The following is a 17,318-nucleotide window of genomic DNA, read 5'->3' on the forward strand; positions in this document are numbered from 1 at the left end:
GCGCCCTCCCGAAACTAGGAGACACCTTGAAGCGCGACATTCACCCCGAGTACGTCGAGACGCAGGTCAGCTGCACCTGCGGTGCGTCGTTCACCACCCGGAGCACCATCGACAACGGCACCATCCGTGCCGACGTCTGCTCCGAGTGCCACCCGTTCTACACGGGCAAGCAGAAGATCCTCGACACCGGCGGCCGCGTGGCCCGCTTCGAGGCCCGCTTCGGCAAGGCTGCCGGCTCCGCCAGCAAGTAGCGAGCCACTGCGCCGGTTCCTGGCGCCCTCTTCCCGGGGGCGTCGGAACCGGCGTTTTTTCCGGTCGGGTGTCCGGGGGAGACCCGACGGACGCCCCACCGGCAGTCACGTCCTCCAGCAGGCCCGCAGATCTCAGAGCAACCAGGAGCCCCCGCATGTTCGAGGCGGTCGAGGAACTGATCGGTGAGCACACCGGTCTCGAGAAGAAGCTCGCCGACCCGTCGGTCCACGCCGACCAGGCCAACGCGCGCAAGCTGAACAAGCGTTACGCGGAGCTGACCCCGATCGTCTCCACGTACCGGGCCTGGAAGCGGACCGGCGACGACATCGAGACCGCCCGCGAGTTCGCCGCGGACGACCCCGACTTCGCCGCCGAGGTCAAGGAGCTGGAGAAGCAGCGCGAGGAGATCACGGAGAAGCTCCGCCTCCTCCTCGTCCCGCGCGACCCCAGCGACGACAAGGACGTGCTCCTGGAGATCAAGGCGGGCGCCGGCGGCGACGAGTCCGCCCTGTTCGCCGGTGACCTGCTGCGCATGTATCTGCGCTACGCCGAGCGCGTCGGCTGGAAGACCGAGATCATCGACTCCACCGAATCCGAACTCGGCGGCTACAAGGACGTCCAGGTCGCGGTCAAGACCAAGGGCGGCAACGGCGCCACCGAGCCCGGCCAGGGCGTCTGGGCCCGGATGAAGTACGAGGGCGGCGTGCACCGCGTGCAGCGCGTGCCCTCCACCGAGTCCCAGGGCCGCATCCACACCTCCGCCGCGGGCGTGCTCGTCACCCCCGAGGCCGAGGAGGTCGACGTCGAGATCCACGCCAACGACCTGCGCATCGACGTCTACCGCTCGTCAGGACCCGGCGGCCAGTCCGTCAACACGACCGACTCCGCCGTCCGCATCACGCACCTGCCGACCGGCGTCGTCGCCTCCTGCCAGAACGAGAAGAGCCAGCTCCAGAACAAGGAGCAGGCCATGCGCATCCTGCGGTCCCGGCTGCTCGCCGCCGCCCAGGAGGCCGCCGAGCAGGAAGCCTCCGACGTCCGCCGCAGCCAGGTCCGTACCGTCGACCGCTCCGAGAAGATCCGGACGTACAACTTCCCGGAAAACCGCATCTCGGACCACCGCGTCGGCTTCAAGGCGTACAACTTGGACCAGGTGCTCGACGGCGACCTGGACGCGGTGATCCAGGCGTGCGTCGACGCCGACTCCGCCGCCAAGCTCGCCAACGCGTAAGCGACCCGCCCGCCCCGCACCCCCCGTACGGAGAACCGCGATGAACCTGCTGCTCGCCGAGGTGGCCCAGGCCACCCAGCGGCTGGCCGACGCCGGTGTCCCCTCACCGCGATTCGACGCCGAGGAACTCGCGGCCTTCGTGCACGGGGTGAAGCGGGGCGCGCTCCACGCGGTCCCCGACAGCGACTTCGACGCCCGCTACTGGGAGACCATCGCCCGCCGCGAGGCCCGCGAACCCCTCCAGCACATCACCGGCCGCGCCTTCTTCCGCTACCTGGAGCTCCAGGTCGGACCCGGGGTCTTCGTGCCCCGCCCGGAGACCGAGTCGGTCGTCGGCTGGGCCATAGACGCCGTGCGCGCGATGGACGTCGTCGAGCCCGTCGTCGTCGACCTGTGCACCGGATCGGGCGCCATCGCGCTCGCCATGGCCCAGGAGGTCCCCCGCTCCAAGGTGCACGCCGTGGAGCTCTCCGAGGACGCCCTCAGGTGGACGCGGAAGAACGCCGAGGGGTCCAGGGTCACCGTGCACAAGGGAGACGCCCTGAGCGCCCTTCCCGAGCTCGACGGCCAGGTCGACCTGGTGATCTCCAACCCGCCGTACATCCCGCTCACCGAATGGGAGTACGTCGCCCCCGAGGCCCGCGACCACGACCCGGAGATGGCCCTCTTCTCCGGCGAGGACGGCCTCGACACCATCCGCGGCATCGAACGCACCGCCCACCGTCTGCTGCGCCCCGGCGGCCTCGTCGTCATCGAGCACGCCGACACCCAGGGCGGCCAGGTCCCCTGGATCTTCACCGAGGAGCGGGGCTGGGCCGACGCGGCCGACCACCCCGACCTCAACAAGCGCCCCCGGTTCGCCACCGCCCGCAAGGCCATGCCGTGACCGGCCCCCGGCACCACCACCCGTACCCGCACCTGTCCGAGGAGGCCGGCTGATGGCTCGGCGATACGACTGCAACGACGCCACCGACCGGACCACGGGCCTGCGCGAGGCCGCATCGGCCGTCCGCCGGGGCGAACTGGTCGTGCTGCCCACCGACACCGTGTACGGGATCGGTGCGGACGCCTTCACCGCGGAGGCCGTCGCGGACCTGCTGGACGCCAAGGGCCGGGGCCGCAACATGCCCACCCCCGTCCTCATCGGCTCCCCGAACACCCTGCACGGCCTGGTCACCGACTTCTCCGAGCAGGCCTGGGAGCTCGTCGACGCCTTCTGGCCCGGCGCCCTCACCCTCGTCGCCCGGCACCAGCCCTCCCTCCAGTGGGACCTCGGCGACACCCGGGGCACCGTCGCGATCCGGATGCCGCTGCACCCGGTCGCCATCGAGCTGCTCACCGAGGTCGGCCCGATGGCCGTCTCCAGCGCCAACCTCACCGGACACCCCTCGCCCGAGGACTGCGACGCCGCCCAGGGCATGCTCGGCGACTCCGTCTCCGTCTACCTCGACGGCGGCCCGACGCCCGGCATCGTGCCGTCCTCCATCGTCGACGTCACCGGCGCCACCCCGGTCCTGCTGCGCGCCGGCGCCCTCTCCGCGGAGGAGCTGCGCAAGGTGGTCCCCGACCTCGAGGTGGCCAATTGACCGCCCCCGAGGGGCGTGGCATAGCGGGGCGGACCGACACCTTCCGCATCCTCCACGTCAGCACCGGCAACGTCTGCCGCTCGCCCATCACCGAGCGGCTGACCCGCCATGCCCTGGTGGACCGCCTCGGCGACCCGCTCAGCGGCGGCCTGATCGTGGAGAGCGCGGGCACCTGGGGCCATGAGGGCGCCCCCATGGAGGCCAACGCCGAGGTCGTCCTCGCCGACTTCGGCGCGGACGCCAGCGGTTTCGTCGGCCGCGAACTGCTCGACGAGCACGTCATCCGCGCCGACCTGGTCCTCACCGCCACCCGCGACCACCGCGCCCAGGTCATCTCCATGGGCCACTCCGCGGGCCTGCGCACCTTCACGCTCAAGGAGTTCACCCGGCTGGTCCGGGCGATAGACCCGGCCACCCTGCCCGATGCGCGCGACGAGGGCGTCGTCGAGCGCGCCCGCGCCCTGGTGCGCGCCGCCGCCGCGCTGCGCGGCTGGCTGCTGGCCCCGACCGCCGAGGCGGACGAGGTCTACGACCCCTACGGGGCGCCCATCACCTTCTTCCGCTCGATCGGCGACGAGATCAACCAGGCCCTCGACCCGGTCGTCACCGCGCTCACCGGCGTACGCGCCCCGCACTGACCCTCCCGCGCCGTGCGGTACGCCGGTGCGCCGACCGGCGTACGGCACCCTCCGACAGCGGGCACGCCGCCCCGCCCCGGCGTACGTTGGAGCTGACACCGGCACCCCTCGCCGGCGCACCCACCTCCAGGCCCGGAGCCGTCCCATGCCGGTCACCTCTCCCGCCGCCCCCGCCGCCGTGCCGCCCGCGCCCGAGCACCCCGACCCGCTGCCCCAGGACTTCGGCACGCTGCTGGGCCAGGACCCGGAGATCGCCGGGATCCTGCTCGCGGAGCGGGACCGGCAGGCGGGCACCCTCCAGCTGATCGCCGCCGAGAACTTCACCTCGCCCGCGGTCCTGGCCGCCCTCGGCTCCCCGCTCGCCAACAAGTACGCCGAGGGGTACCCGGGAGCCCGCCACCACGGAGGCTGCGAGCAGGCGGACGCCGCCGAGCGCATCGCCGTACGCCGTGCCACCGCCCTCTTCGGCGCCGAACACGCCAACGTCCAGCCGCACTCCGGCTCCTCCGCCGTCCTCGCCGCCTACGCCGCGCTGCTGCGTCCCGGCGACACGGTCCTCGCGATGGGACTCCCGTACGGGGGCCACCTCACCCACGGGGCGCCGGGCAACTTCTCCGGCCGCTGGTTCGACTTCGTCGGATACGGGGTCGACCCGGACACCGGGCTCATCGACCACACCCGGCTCCGCGCCCTGGCCCGCGCCCGCCGCCCCAAGGCCATCGTCTGCGGCTCCATCTCCTATCCCCGCCACCCCGACTACGCGCTGTTCCGGGAGATCGCCGACGAGGCCGGGGCGTATCTGATCGTGGACGCCGCGCATCCGATGGGGCTGATCGCCGGGGGAGCGGCGCCGAACCCGGTCCCGTACGCCGACGTGGTCTGCGCCACCACGCACAAGGTGCTGCGCGGTCCGCGCGGCGGCATGATCCTGTGCGGCGCCGATCTCGCGGAGCGGATCGACCGGGCGGTGTTCCCGTTCACCCAGGGCGGGGCGCAGATGCACACGGTGGCGGCGAAGGCGGTCGCGTTCGGGGAGGCGGCCACCCCGGCGTACACGCTCTACGCCCACCAGGTCGTCGCCCACGCCCGGGTGCTCGCCGCCGGTCTGGAGGCGGAGGGCTTCGAGGTGACGACGGGCGGCACGGACACCCATGTCGTCGTCGCGGACCCGGCCCCGCTCGGTGTCGACGGCCGCACCGCCCGTGAGCGCCTGGCGGCGGCCGGTATGGTCCTCGACACGTGCGCCCTGCCGTACGGGGACGCCCGGGGCATCCGGCTCGGCACCGCCGCCGTCACCACGCAGGGCATGGACGACGGGGACATGGCCCGCATCGCGGCCCTGTTCGGAGCAGCCGTACGGGAGCCGGGCGATGTGAGCCCGATCGCGGCGGAGGTCCGGGCGCTGGCGGAGCGGAATCCTCCCTATCCGGGGTAGGCGAGGCGCATGGAACCATCACCCGTACCGTTGAGTCCTTGTATCAGAGACTAGGGTGTGGGGCTGAGATGGCCGGCGAAACCTGTGGGGCAGCCCGTGCGTGATTACCTGCTGACGCTCTGTGTCACGGCAGCGGTGACCTATCTGCTGACCGGACCGGTGCGTAAGTTCGCCATCGCGATCGGGGCGATGCCCGCGATCCGTGCGCGCGACGTCCACCGCGAGCCGACACCCCGGCTCGGTGGGATCGCCATGTTCGGCGGGCTGTGTGCGGGGCTGATCGTCGCCGACCACCTGTTCAATCTGCAGGGTGTCTTCGAACTCTCCAACGAGCCACGGGCGTTGCTCTCCGGAGCCGCCCTGATCTGGCTGATCGGCGTGCTCGACGACAAGTTCGAGATCGACGCCCTGATCAAGCTCGGCGGTCAGATGATCGCCGCCGCCGTCATGGTCATCCAGGGGCTCACGATCCTGTGGCTGCCGATCCCCGGCGTCGGCACGGTCGCCCTCACCCAGTGGCAGGGCACGCTGCTCACGGTGGCGCTGGTCGTCATCACGATCAACGCGGTGAACTTCGTCGACGGCCTCGACGGGCTCGCGGCGGGCATGGTGTGCATCGCCTCGGCGGCGTTCTTCCTGTACGCCTACCGGCTCTGGATGGGGTACGGGATCGAGGCGGCGGCCCCCGCGACGCTGTTCGCGGCGATCCTGATGGGCATGTGCCTCGGCTTCCTGCCGCACAACATGCACCCGGCGCGGATCTTCATGGGCGACTCGGGCTCGATGCTGATCGGCCTGGTGCTGGCGGCCGGCGCGATCTCGATCACGGGCCAGGTCGACCCGGACAACATGCGGATCTTCTTCGAGGGCAGTGAGCGCGGGGCGACCCACGCGATGTTCCCGGTCTTCATCCCGCTGCTGCTGCCGCTGACGATCATCGCGATCCCGGCCGCCGACCTGATCCTGGCCATCGTCCGGCGCACCTGGAACGGCCAGTCGCCGTTCGCCGCCGACCGGGGCCACCTGCACCACCGGCTGCTGGAGATCGGGCACTCGCACAGCCGGGCCGTGCTGATCATGTACTTCTGGTCGGCCCTGATCGCCTTCGGCACGGTCAGCTACTCCGTGCACTCGGCCTCGATGTGGATCGTGTTCGTGATCGTGGGGGCGAGCGCGGTCGGTCTGATCCTGTTGCTGCTGCCGCGCTTCACCCCGCGTACCCCGCACTGGGCCAACCGCTTCGTGCCGCCGCGCTACCGCCACCGGGCCGCGGAGCAGGAATCCTCTCCCTCGCCCTCCTCGGGCGAGCAGCCGGTGCCCGTGGCCTCCGGGGCCCAACAGGGCGCGGGGGGCGCTCAGATGGGCGAGGAGGACGCCGAACGGGCCCCTGTGGCGGTCGGGGTGTCCGGCGTCAACGGCGCTACCGCGATCGGCGCTCGTTCGCGTTTCTCCGATCGCCGTTCCGTCGATTCCTCCCGTTGACGATTCGGAAGTCGCGGTGCATTAGCAGACATTGCGACGCCTTGTCGTGCACACACGCGCGGGTTAACCCTCATGTGTGACAGTTGGCACACTTTCCAGGTAAAGACCTCATCAAATAGTTTGTGATACCGTTCACGAGACCCGGTGACGGAGCCGAAGGACCCTGGTAGGACGGTCCATTGGCCTGGTAATCCGCCTCGCGGACCGGGCCTACGCTCGTCCATGACGACGCCCCATTCCTCCTCTCAGACCAGTGGAGCTGCCGCCATGCAGTCCGACATGCGCGAAGTACTGCGCATCGCCACCCCCACCGCCGCGGTGGGAGCCATCGCCACGCTCGTCGGCGGGCTCGTCGTCGGCGGCAAGGGGGCGGTCGGCGCCGTCGTGGGCTGTGTGGTGGTCATCCTCTTCATGGCCCTCGGGCAGCTGGCGCTGCAGTGGGTCGCCAAGTCGATGCCGCACCTCTTCCAGGGCATGGGGCTGCTGGTCTACTCGGTCCAGCTCGTGCTCCTGCTCGGCCTGATCATGGCCATCAGGAACACCTCTCTCTTCGACCTCCAGGTCTTCGCCCTCACGCTGGTCGTCTCGGTGATCACGTGGATCGTCACGCAGACCGTGCTGCACGCCAGGAGCAAGACCCTGTACGTCGATCCCGACGGGGAGAGCGAGAAGACCCCCGGCGGAACCGAGGGGAAGCATGACCAGTAGGGCCGGGATAAAGCCCTGTTCGACATGCTGCTATCGTCCGGTCTCGGTTGCGGTACTGCGGGCGCGGACAACACGGCTGTCGCCTGATACATCGCGAGGCTTCGGGCCCAGCCGCCGCCTCCTCACCGTAAGAACCAGTCCGGTGCCGACCTGCGGCTGCCAGCCGCTCCGATACAACGAGGTAGCCGTATCCATGCGCCATGCAGAAGGAGCTCCTGGTGACTGCTGACGCCCAGACGCTCGCCTTCGAGGTTGACTGCCACCTGTTCCAGGGCTCGTGCGGATTCCCAGCCCCGAGCGCGTGGTCGTTCATCTTCGACCCGATCTTCTCGATCGGGCCGGTCGAGTTCAACAAGCCGATGCTGCTCGCGATCATCGGGACCTTCGCCATCCTGGCTCTGTTCTGGGCCGGCTTCTCCAAGCCCAAGGTCGTCCCGGGCAAGCTCCAGATGATCGCGGAGACGCTCTACGACTTCGTGCACCGGGGCATCGCCAAGGAGATCATCGGCAAGAAGGGCGAGCCCTTCGTCCCGCTGCTGGTGTCCCTGTTCTTCTTCGTCTGGATGCTGAACCTCTGGGCGATCATCCCGATCGCACAGTTCCCGGTGAGCTCGCTCATCGCGTACCCGGTCGGACTGGCCCTGCTGGTCTGGGTCGTCTACATGACGGTGACCTTCCGGAGCAACGGCTTCGTCGGCGGTATCCGCAACCTGTGCGTACCCAGCGGCCTGCCCAAGCCGATCTACGTGATCCTGACGCCGATCGAGTTCGTCTCGAACATCTTCGTGCGCCCCTTCACGCTGGCGGTCCGGCTCTTCGCGAACATGTTCGCCGGCCACATCCTGATCCTGGTCTTCACGATCGCGACCTGGTACATGCTCGGCACCGTGCTCGGCACCGTCTACGCCACCGCGTCGTTCGCCGTGACCCTGGCCCTGACCGTCTTCGAGATGTTCATCCAGGCGCTCCAGGCCTACGTGTTCACCGTGCTGACCGCCACGTACTTGTCCCAGGCGCTCGAAGAAGCGCACTGAGGACACCCGGGCCACCACCCGGACACCCCCTAGAACGTCCGGTGGACGCAATCTCCACCGGCCAATCAAGAGAAGGAATCACAGATCCATGTCTGAGACTCTCGCAGCCGTTGTGGGCAACGTCGGCACCATCGGTTACGGCCTCGCGGCGATCGGCCCCGGCGTCGGTATCGGCATCATCTTCGGTAACGGTGTGCAGGCCATCGCCCGTCAGCCCGAGGCGGCCGGCCTGATCCGCCAGAACATGCTGCTCGGCTTCGCGGTCATCGAGGCCCTGGCCCTGATCGGCTTCGTCGCCCCCTTCATCTACCCGAAGTAGTCCCGGCGACCTGACGATACGTTTCCGACGAAAGGTCCACCATGTTGCATCTGGCAGCCGAGGAGCCGCAGTCACCGCTGCTGCCGGTCTGGCCCGAGATCGTCATCGGTCTGATCTGCTTCAGCATTGTCTTCTTCGCGTTCTACAAGAAGCTCCTCCCGGCCATCAACAAGGCCCTGGACGAGCGTCGCGAGGCGATCGAAGGTGGCATCGAGAAGGCAGAAGCGGCTCAGACCGAGGCGCAGAGCGTTCTTGAGCAGTACAAGGCCCAGCTCGCCGAGGCCCGCCACGAGGCCGCGCGTCTGCGCCAGGAGGCGCAGGAGCAGGGCGCCGTCATCATCCAGGAGATGAAGGCGGAGGGTCAGCGCCAGCGCGAGGAGATCATCGCCGCCGGCCACACCCAGATCGAGGCCGACCGCAAGGCCGCCGCCTCGGCGCTGCGTCAGGACGTGGGCAAGCTCGCCACCGACCTGGCCGGCAAGCTCGTCGGTGAGTCCCTCCAGGACCACGCCCGGCAGAGCGGCACCGTCGACCGGTTCCTCGACGAGCTCGAGGCGAAGGCCGAGGCGGCCCGATGAACGGCGCGAGCCGCGAAGCACTGGCTGCCGCACGCGAGCGTCTCGACGCGCTGACCGACAACACGTCGGTCGACGCGGCGAAGCTCGCCGAGGAGCTGGCCTCGGTCACCTCGCTGCTCGACCGCGAAGTATCCCTGCGCCGGGTTCTCACCGACCCGGCCCAGAGCGGCGAGAGCAAGGCCGAGCTGGCCACGCGTCTGCTCAGCGGACAGGTCGGCGGCGAGACCGTCGACCTGGTCTCCGGACTCGTCCGGTCCCGCTGGTCGCAGTCGCGTGACCTGGTGGACTCGGTCGAGGAGCTGGCGAACACCGCCGACCTCACCGCGGCCCAGCGCGGCGGCAGCCTCGACGACGTCGAGGACGAGCTGTTCCGGTTCGGCCGGATCGTCGGTTCCGACACGGAGCTGCGTTCCGCGCTGACCAGCCGTACGGCCACCGCGTCCGCCAAGGGCGAGCTGCTGCGCAGCCTGCTCGGCGGCAAGGCGCAGCCGGTCACCGAGCGGATCATCGTCCGCCTCGTGACCCACCCGCGTGGACGTAGCCTGGAAGCAGGGCTGGACTCGCTGTCCAAGCTCGCCGCGGAGCGCCGGAACCGCATGGTCGCCGTCGTCACCTCGGCGGTGCCGCTCAGCGACCGGCAGAAGCAGCGCCTCGGCGCCGCTCTGGCGAAGCTCTACGGCCGCGAGATGCACCTGAACCTGGACGTGGACCCCTCGGTCCTCGGCGGGGTCTCGGTGCGTGTCGGTGACGAGATCATCAACGGCACCGTCGCGGAGCGCCTCGACGAGGCGACCCGTCGCATGGCCGGCTGAGACAGAGCAAGACCTAGCAAGACCAGCGGCCCGGTTGGGCCGTGCAGAAATTGCAGAAGATTCCTGGGGGTCGGCCCCCAGACCCCCTTAAGAAACTTCGGGCCCAACAAGGAGAGCAGGGAACCCAGATGGCGGAGCTCACGATCCGGCCGGAGGAGATCCGGGACGCACTGGATAACTTTGTCCAGTCGTACCAGCCGGACGCGGCCTCGCGCGAGGAGGTCGGTACGGTCAGCGTTGCCGGCGACGGCATCGCGAAGGTGGAGGGTCTGCCCTCCGCCATGGCGAACGAGCTGCTGAAGTTCGAGGACGGCACCCTCGGTCTCGCCCTCAACCTCGAGGAGCGCGAGATCGGTGCGATCGTCCTCGGCGAGTTCAGCGGAATCGAGGAGGGCCAGCCGGTGCAGCGCACCGGTGAGGTGCTCTCCGTCGGCGTCGGCGAGGGCTACCTCGGCCGCGTCGTCGACCCGCTCGGCAACCCGATCGACGGTCTCGGCGAGATCGAGACCGACAGCCGTCGCGCCCTCGAGCTGCAGGCCCCTGGCGTCATGGTCCGCAAGTCGGTGCACGAGCCGATGCAGACCGGCTACAAGGCCGTCGACGCCATGGTGCCGATCGGCCGCGGCCAGCGTCAGCTGATCATCGGCGACCGTCAGACGGGTAAGACCGCGCTGGCCGTCGACACGATCATCAACCAGCGCGACAACTGGCGCTCGGGCGACGTGAACAAGCAGGTCCGCTGCATCTACGTCGCCATCGGTCAGAAGGGTTCTACCATCGCCTCCGTGCGTGGTGCGCTCGAAGAGGCCGGTGCGCTGGAGTACACGACCATCGTCGCCGCCCCGGCGTCCGACCCGGCCGGCTTCAAGTACCTGGCGCCGTACACCGGTTCGGCCATCGGCCAGCACTGGATGTACCAGGGCAAGCACGTCCTGATCATCTTCGACGACCTCTCGAAGCAGGCCGACGCCTACCGCGCCGTGTCCCTGCTGCTGCGCCGCCCGCCGGGCCGCGAGGCCTACCCGGGTGACGTCTTCTACCTGCACTCCCGTCTGCTGGAGCGCTGCGCGAAGCTCTCCGACGAGATGGGCGCCGGTTCGATGACGGGCCTCCCGATCGTCGAGACCAAGGCGAACGACGTGTCGGCGTTCATCCCGACCAACGTCATCTCCATCACCGACGGCCAGTGCTTCCTGGAGTCCGACCTGTTCAACGCGGGTCAGCGTCCGGCGCTCAACGTCGGTATCTCGGTCTCCCGAGTCGGTGGCTCCGCCCAGCACAAGGCCATGAAGCAGGTCTCCGGCCGGCTTCGCGTGGACCTCGCCCAGTACCGCGAGCTGGAGGCGTTCGCCGCCTTCGGTTCCGACCTGGACGCGGCCTCGAAGGCCTCGCTGGAGCGCGGTAAGCGCATGGTCGAGCTGCTGAAGCAGCCGCAGTACGCCCCGTTCCCGATGGAGGAGCAGGTCGTCTCGGTCTGGGCCGGCACCACGGGCAAGATGGACGACGTCCCGGTCGAGGACATCCGCCGCTTCGAGAGCGAGCTGCTGGAGTACCTGCGCCGTGAGCGCAAGGACCTCCTGACCAGCATCGCCGAGGGCGGCAAGATGTCCGACGACACGCTGCAGTCGATCGCCGACGCGATCGCCGCCTTCAAGCAGCAGTTCGAGACCTCGGACGGCAAGCTCCTGGGCGAGGGCTGATCGATGGGCGCTCAGCTTCGCGTTTACAAGCGCCGCATCCAAGCCGTCACCGCGACCAAGAAGATCACCAAGGCGATGGAGATGATCGCCGCCTCGCGCATCGTCAAGGCGCAGCGCAAGGTGGCGGCATCGCAGCCGTACGCGACCGAGCTCACCCGTGCGGTGACCGCGGTGGCGACCGGCTCCGACGCCAACCACCCGCTCACCACCGAGGTCGAGACGCCGACCCGGGCCGCGGTCCTGCTCATCACGAGCGACCGCGGTCTGGCCGGCGGTTACTCCTCCAACGCCATCAAGGCCGCGGAGCGACTGCGGGAGCGCCTTGCCTCGGAGGGCAAGGAGGTCGACACGTACATCGTCGGCCGCAAGGGTGTCGCGTACTACGGCTTCCGCGAGCGCAAGGTCGCCGACTCCTGGACCGGCTTCACCGACAACCCGGCGTACAGCGATGCCAAGCGCGTCGCCGCCCCGTTGATCGAGGCCATCCAGAAGGAGACGGCCGAGGGCGGCGTCGACGAGCTGCACATCGTCTTCACGGAATTCGTGTCGATGATGACGCAGAACGCGGTCGACGCCCGGATGCTGCCGCTTTCGCTCGACGACGTGGCCGAGGAGAGCACCCGCAAGGGTGAGATCCTCCCGCTCTTCGAGTTCGAGCCGTCGGCCGAGGACGTCCTGGACGCCCTTCTGCCGCGCTACGTCGAGAGCCGTATCTACAACGCACTGCTGCAGGCTGCCGCTTCCGAGCACGCCGCCCGCCGCCGCGCGATGAAGTCGGCCACCGACAACGCCGGGGACCTCATCAAGAGCCTGTCCCGGCTTGCCAACGCGGCCCGCCAGGCCGAAATCACCCAGGAAATCAGCGAGATCGTCGGCGGTGCCAGTGCTCTGGCCGACGCGACCGCGGGGAGTGACAAGTAATGACGACCACTGTTGAGACGGCCGCTGCCACGGGCCGCGTCGCCCGGGTCATCGGCCCGGTCGTCGACGTGGAGTTCCCCGTCGACGCGATGCCGGAGATCTACAACGCCCTCCACATCGAGGTCGCCGACCCGGCCGAGGAGGGCGCTCGCAAGACGCTGACCCTCGAAGTCGCCCAGCACCTGGGCGACGGCATGGTCCGCGCGATCTCGATGCAGCCCACCGACGGTGTGGTGCGCCAGGCCCCGGTCATCGACACGGGCACGGGCATCACCGTTCCCGTCGGTGACATCACCAAGGGCAAGGTGTTCAACACCCTCGGTCAGATCCTGAACGAGCCGGAGGCCGAGGCGCAGATCACCGAGCGCTGGCCGATCCACCGCAAGGCCCCGGCCTTCGACCAGCTCGAGTCCAAGACCGAGATGTTCGAGACCGGCCTGAAGGTCGTCGACCTTCTCACCCCGTACGTCAAGGGTGGAAAGATCGGTCTGTTCGGTGGTGCGGGCGTCGGCAAGACGGTCCTCATCCAGGAAATGATCATGCGTGTGGCGAAGCTGCACGACGGTGTGTCGGTGTTCGCCGGTGTCGGCGAGCGCACCCGTGAGGGCAACGACCTCATCGACGAGATGACCGAGTCGGGCGTTCTGGAGAAGACCGCGCTCGTCTTCGGCCAGATGGACGAGCCGCCGGGGACGCGTCTGCGCGTGGCCCTGTCCGCCCTGACCATGGCGGAGTACTTCCGCGATGTGCAGAAGCAGGACGTGCTGCTCTTCATCGACAACATCTTCCGCTTCACGCAGGCCGGCTCCGAGGTCTCCACGCTGCTCGGCCGTATGCCGTCCGCAGTGGGTTACCAGCCGACCCTGGCCGACGAGATGGGTGTGCTCCAGGAGCGCATCACCTCGACGCGTGGTCACTCGATCACCTCGATGCAGGCGATCTACGTCCCCGCGGACGACCTGACCGACCCGGCCCCGGCCACCACGTTCGCCCACCTCGACGCGACGACGGTTCTCTCCCGTCCGATCTCGGAGAAGGGCATCTACCCGGCCGTGGACCCGCTGGACTCGACGTCCCGCATCCTGGACCCGCGGTACATCTCCCAGGACCACTACGCCGCGGCCAGCCGCGTCAAGGGGATCCTGCAGAAGTACAAGGACCTCCAGGACATCATCGCGATCCTCGGTATCGACGAGCTGGGCGAGGAGGACAAGCTCGTTGTCCACCGTGCCCGTCGCGTCGAGCGCTTCCTGTCGCAGAACACCCACGCCGCCAAGCAGTTCACCGGCCTGGACGGTTCGGACGTCCCGCTCGACGAGTCGATCGCCGCGTTCAACGCGATCTGCGACGGGGACTACGACCACTTCCCCGAGCAGGCGTTCTTCATGTGCGGTGGCCTGGACGACCTCAAGGCCAAGGCCAAGGAGCTCGGCGTCTCCTGAGCCTCCGGCTCACCGAGGGGGGTGGGTGTGTCCCGCCCCCCTCACCACGCCCCGTAGAATTGACCCAACACCCGGCCGGGCGGCCGGGTGGTGACCCGAGGAGCCACCCTTGGCTGCTGAGCTGCATGTCGAGCTGGTCGCCGCGGACCGAAGTGTCTGGTCCGGCGAGGCCACCCTGGTCGTCGCGCGTACCACGTCCGGCGACATCGGCGTCATGCCCGGTCACCAGCCGCTTCTCGGTGTGCTGGAATCGGGCCCGGTGACGATCCGCACGAGCGAGGGCGGTACCGTGATCGCCGCCGTGCACGGTGGATTCATCTCGTTCGCGGACGACAAGCTGTCGCTGCTGGCGGAGATCGCCGAGCTGGCCGACGAGATCGATGTCCAGCGCGCCGAGCGGGCGCTGGAGCTCGCGAAGTCGGATGCCGACGCTGCCGCTGAGCGGCGCGCCGAGATCCGTCTGCGTGCGGTGGCGGTGCTCTAGCACCCCACGGACAGATGTTTTTACTCAGCCGCGGCCCGAGCTGGAGCGATCCAGCCGTGTCGCGGCTGAGGCGATGCAGGTGCAATACGGTTGCGGTGTTCGTTACTCGACGATGCGAGGAGGTCGGTGGAGATGGTCCTCGCATTGTGGGTGGGCTTGTCCGTCGTCGTCATGGTCCTGCTCGGACTGTTCGTCTTCGGCCTGCGCCGGCGGCTGATCCAGCGCTCCGGAGGGACCTTCGACTGCAGTCTGCGCTGGGATGTGTCCGAGGAACCGGACTCCCTCGGCAAAGGCTGGGTGTACGGGGTCGCCCGCTACAGCGGTGACCGCGTCGATTGGTTCCGGGTCTTCTCCTACGCTCCTCGCCCCCGCCGGGGCCTGGAGCGTTCTGCGATCGAGGTGATCGCCCGCCGGATGCCGGAGGGCGAGGAGGAGCTCGCGCTGCTGTCCGACTCCGTCGTGCTCGGCTGTCTTCACCGGGGGACGCGCCTGGAGCTGGCGATGAGCGAGGACGCCCTCACCGGCTTCCTGGCCTGGCTGGAGGCGGCACCGCCCGGCCAGCGGGTCAATGTTGCCTGATATGCAGTCCCGCTGGTAGGGGGCCCCGGACGAAGTCTGGGGGAGGGTGAACGTGGCGTAGCGGGCCGCACACACCGCCGTACACAGCGAAAACCGGGGAGACGGGGGGCGGACCCGTCTCCCCGGCGCTTTTCCGGGGTCGTGCTTTTCGTGCTGCTTCGGGCTACGGCGTGGGGATCACTTGAGACCGTTGGCGATCGCGGTCACGAGTTCGCCGTTGGTGGTGTCACCGGAGAACTCCCAGGAGAACGCGCCTCCCAGGCCCTGGTTCTTCGCCCAGGTCATCTTCGAGCCGATGGTGGCCGGGGTGTCGTAGCTCCACCAGTTGGTGCCGCAGTGGGCGTACGCGGTGCCGGCGATGGTGCCGTTCGCCGGGCAGGAGCTCTTGAGGACCTTGTAGTCCTCGATGCCCGCCTCGTACGTGCCCGGGGCGGCGCCGGTCGCCGTGCCGCCGGGGGCGGCCTGGGTGACGCCGGTCCAGCCGCGGCCGTAGAAGCCGATGCCGAGGAGCAGCTTCTTGGCCGGGACGCCCTTCGCCTTCAGCTTGGCGATGGCGTCGGCGGAGGTGAAGCCCTGCTGGGGGATGCCGGTGTACGAGGTCAGCGGGGAGTGCGGGGCCGTCGGGCCCTTGGCCGCCCAGGCGCCGAAGAAGTCGTACGTCATCACGTTGTACCAGTCGAAGGACTGGGCCGCGCCCCCGTAGTCGGCGGCGTCGATCTTGCCACCGCTGGAGCCGTCCGCGGTGATGGCGGCGGTGACCAGGTTGTTCGCACCGAACTTGGCGCGCATCGAGTCGGCCATGGTCTTGATCGCGGCCGGGCCGCTGGTGTCACAGGTCAGACCACAGGCGTTGGGGTACTCCCAGTCCAGGTCGATGCCGTCGAAGACATCGGCCCAGCGGGGGTCCTCGACCAGGTCGTAGCAGGACTGGGCGAAGGCGGCGGGGTTCTGGACGGCCTGGCCGAAGCCGCCGGACCAGGTCCAGCCGCCGAACGACCAGAGGACCTTGATGTGCGGGTACTTGGCCTTCAGCTTGCGCAGCTGGTTGAAGTTGCCGCGCAGCGGCTGGTCCCAGGTGTCGGCGACGCCGTCGACGGACTGGTCGGCGGTGTACGCCTTGTCGTAGTCGGCGTAGGAGTCGCCGATGGTGCACTTGCCGTTCTGCACGTTGCCGAAGGCGTAGTTGATGTGCGTGATCTTCGCGGCGGTGCCGGACGTCACCAGGTTCTTGACGTGGTAGTTGCGCCCGTAGACGCCCCAGTTGGTGAAGTAACCCAGGTTGATCTTGTCGCCGCCGGGCTGCTCGCCGCCGCCACCGGTGGTGCGTACGGCCGTGGAGGCGGACGCCGGACCGGTCTGGTCGGCGGTGTCCCGGGCCTGCACGGCGTAGGAGTAGTCGGTGCCCGCGGTCAGGCCGGTGTTGGTGTACGTGGTGCCGGTGACCGTGGCGACCTTCGCGCCGTCGCGCAGGACGTCGTAGTTCTTGATGCCCTTGTCGTCGGTGGCCGCGGTCCAGCTGAGCTTCACCGAGGTGTCGGTGATGTCGCTCGCGGTGGGCTTGCCGGGGGCGGAGGGCGCGTTGTCGCCGGGGACGCTGCCGCCGTCACAGGAGGCGCCGTTGAGCTTGCAGCCCGTGGGGGAGCCGGAGCCGGTGCCGTTGAAGCCGAAGCTGACGCTGGCACCGGGCGCGACGGTCCCGTTCCAGGAGAGGTTCTTGGCGGTGTAGTGGTTGCCGCTCTTGGTGAGGCTCGCGTCCCAGGCGGAGCCCGCCGCGGTGCCCGAGGGGAAGTCCCACTCGATGGTCCAGGAGGAGAGCGCGGTGGTGCCGGTGTTCTTCACCGTCCACTGGCCCTCGAAGCCGCTGCCCCAGTCCGACTTCTTGGTGTACGTGGCGGTGGCCGACGCGGCCGCCGAGGCGGGGGTCGCGAGGCCCACCATCGCGGCCAGCGGCACGACCAGCGCGGTCAGGCCCGCGACGACCTTGGATCTGCCGCTGACGGCGGGCATCCATCTGAATCTGGAACGGCGTTGGGGGGTTTCAGTGCTCAACGGTGCTCCTCGGGTGAGGTCCAACAAACGGGGGTGATTCGTGGACTGCAAACCCTGCGCCGCCCTGA

General features: G+C 69.2%; 18 protein-coding genes. 17 read left to right on the plus strand and 1 reads right to left on the minus strand.

Annotated elements, in window-relative coordinates:
* The first annotated feature begins 26 nt into the window (after positions 1–26).
* From rpmE to WQO_RS24710, 17 genes are all read left to right on the plus strand, one after another.
* Positions 27–251 carry a 50S ribosomal protein L31 gene (gene rpmE, locus WQO_RS24630; protein ID WP_003966263.1) on the plus strand — a complete coding sequence of 75 codons (225 nt, stop codon included), beginning with the start codon at positions 27–29 and terminating at the stop codon, positions 249–251.
* A 155-nt stretch (positions 252–406) separates the two neighbouring features.
* Positions 407–1,483 carry a peptide chain release factor 1 gene (gene prfA, locus WQO_RS24635; protein ID WP_010060179.1) on the plus strand — a complete coding sequence of 359 codons (1,077 nt, stop codon included), beginning with the start codon at positions 407–409 and terminating at the stop codon, positions 1,481–1,483.
* Positions 1,484–1,523: 40 nt separating this feature from the next.
* On the plus strand, positions 1,524–2,369 hold the full coding sequence (prmC, locus tag WQO_RS24640; protein ID WP_010060178.1) for a peptide chain release factor N(5)-glutamine methyltransferase: 846 nt from the start codon (positions 1,524–1,526) through the stop codon (positions 2,367–2,369).
* 52 nt (positions 2,370–2,421) lie between these two features.
* On the plus strand, positions 2,422–3,069 hold the full coding sequence (locus tag WQO_RS24645) for an L-threonylcarbamoyladenylate synthase (protein WP_010060177.1): 648 nt from the start codon (positions 2,422–2,424) through the stop codon (positions 3,067–3,069).
* On the plus strand, positions 3,066–3,707 hold the full coding sequence (locus tag WQO_RS24650; RefSeq protein WP_010060176.1) for an arsenate reductase/protein-tyrosine-phosphatase family protein: 642 nt from the start codon (positions 3,066–3,068) through the stop codon (positions 3,705–3,707). The genes WQO_RS24645 and WQO_RS24650 overlap by 4 nt, the downstream gene beginning before the upstream one ends.
* A 145-nt stretch (positions 3,708–3,852) precedes the next feature.
* Positions 3,853–5,142 (plus strand): serine hydroxymethyltransferase, encoded by a 1,290-nt coding sequence (locus WQO_RS24655; RefSeq protein WP_010060175.1) that lies wholly within the window; start codon positions 3,853–3,855, stop codon positions 5,140–5,142.
* Between the two features lie 84 nt (positions 5,143–5,226).
* Positions 5,227–6,624, plus strand: a complete 1,398-nt coding sequence (locus WQO_RS24660; RefSeq protein ID WP_010060174.1) for an MraY family glycosyltransferase — start codon at positions 5,227–5,229, stop codon at positions 6,622–6,624.
* A 267-nt stretch (positions 6,625–6,891) separates the two neighbouring features.
* Positions 6,892–7,332, plus strand: a complete 441-nt coding sequence (locus WQO_RS24665) for a hypothetical protein (RefSeq protein WP_010060173.1) — start codon at positions 6,892–6,894, stop codon at positions 7,330–7,332.
* Between the two features lie 200 nt (positions 7,333–7,532).
* Positions 7,533–8,366: a F0F1 ATP synthase subunit A gene (gene atpB, locus WQO_RS24670; protein ID WP_010060171.1), complete on the plus strand. Its 834-nt coding sequence runs from the start codon at positions 7,533–7,535 to the stop codon at positions 8,364–8,366.
* An 88-nt stretch (positions 8,367–8,454) separates the two neighbouring features.
* On the plus strand, positions 8,455–8,685 hold the full coding sequence (gene atpE, locus WQO_RS24675; protein WP_006127588.1) for an ATP synthase F0 subunit C: 231 nt from the start codon (positions 8,455–8,457) through the stop codon (positions 8,683–8,685).
* 41 nt (positions 8,686–8,726) lie between these two features.
* Positions 8,727–9,263 (plus strand): F0F1 ATP synthase subunit B, encoded by a 537-nt coding sequence (locus tag WQO_RS24680; protein WP_010060169.1) that lies wholly within the window; start codon positions 8,727–8,729, stop codon positions 9,261–9,263.
* On the plus strand, positions 9,260–10,075 hold the full coding sequence (locus tag WQO_RS24685; RefSeq protein WP_058954089.1) for a F0F1 ATP synthase subunit delta: 816 nt from the start codon (positions 9,260–9,262) through the stop codon (positions 10,073–10,075). Before WQO_RS24680 ends, WQO_RS24685 begins: the two co-directional genes overlap by 4 nt.
* 128 nt (positions 10,076–10,203) lie before the next feature.
* On the plus strand, positions 10,204–11,775 hold the full coding sequence (atpA, locus tag WQO_RS24690) for a F0F1 ATP synthase subunit alpha (RefSeq protein WP_010060167.1): 1,572 nt from the start codon (positions 10,204–10,206) through the stop codon (positions 11,773–11,775).
* Between the two features lie 3 nt (positions 11,776–11,778).
* Positions 11,779–12,696, plus strand: a complete 918-nt coding sequence (locus WQO_RS24695) for a F0F1 ATP synthase subunit gamma (protein WP_010060166.1) — start codon at positions 11,779–11,781, stop codon at positions 12,694–12,696.
* Complete coding sequence (gene atpD, locus WQO_RS24700) at positions 12,696–14,138, plus strand: F0F1 ATP synthase subunit beta (RefSeq protein ID WP_010060165.1); 1,443 nt, start codon at positions 12,696–12,698, stop codon at positions 14,136–14,138. Before WQO_RS24695 ends, atpD begins: the two co-directional genes overlap by 1 nt.
* Before the next feature lie 109 nt (positions 14,139–14,247).
* A complete protein-coding gene (locus WQO_RS24705; protein ID WP_010060164.1) occupies positions 14,248–14,622 on the plus strand; it encodes a F0F1 ATP synthase subunit epsilon in 375 nt (124 codons plus the stop codon).
* 132 nt (positions 14,623–14,754) lie between these two features.
* On the plus strand, positions 14,755–15,201 hold the full coding sequence (locus WQO_RS24710) for a DUF2550 domain-containing protein (protein ID WP_006127595.1): 447 nt from the start codon (positions 14,755–14,757) through the stop codon (positions 15,199–15,201).
* A gap of 177 nt (positions 15,202–15,378) precedes the next feature.
* Here the strand turns inward: WQO_RS24710 and WQO_RS24715 are convergent, their stop codons facing one another.
* Entirely contained in the window at positions 15,379–17,250 is a 1,872-nt protein-coding gene (locus tag WQO_RS24715; protein ID WP_029182241.1) for a glycoside hydrolase family 18 chitinase, read from the minus strand.
* Positions 17,251–17,318: the final 68 nt, after the last annotated feature.

The sequence above is a fragment of the Streptomyces globisporus C-1027 genome, assembly GCF_000261345.2.
In the GTDB taxonomy this organism is placed as follows: domain Bacteria; phylum Actinomycetota; class Actinomycetes; order Streptomycetales; family Streptomycetaceae; genus Streptomyces; species Streptomyces pakalii.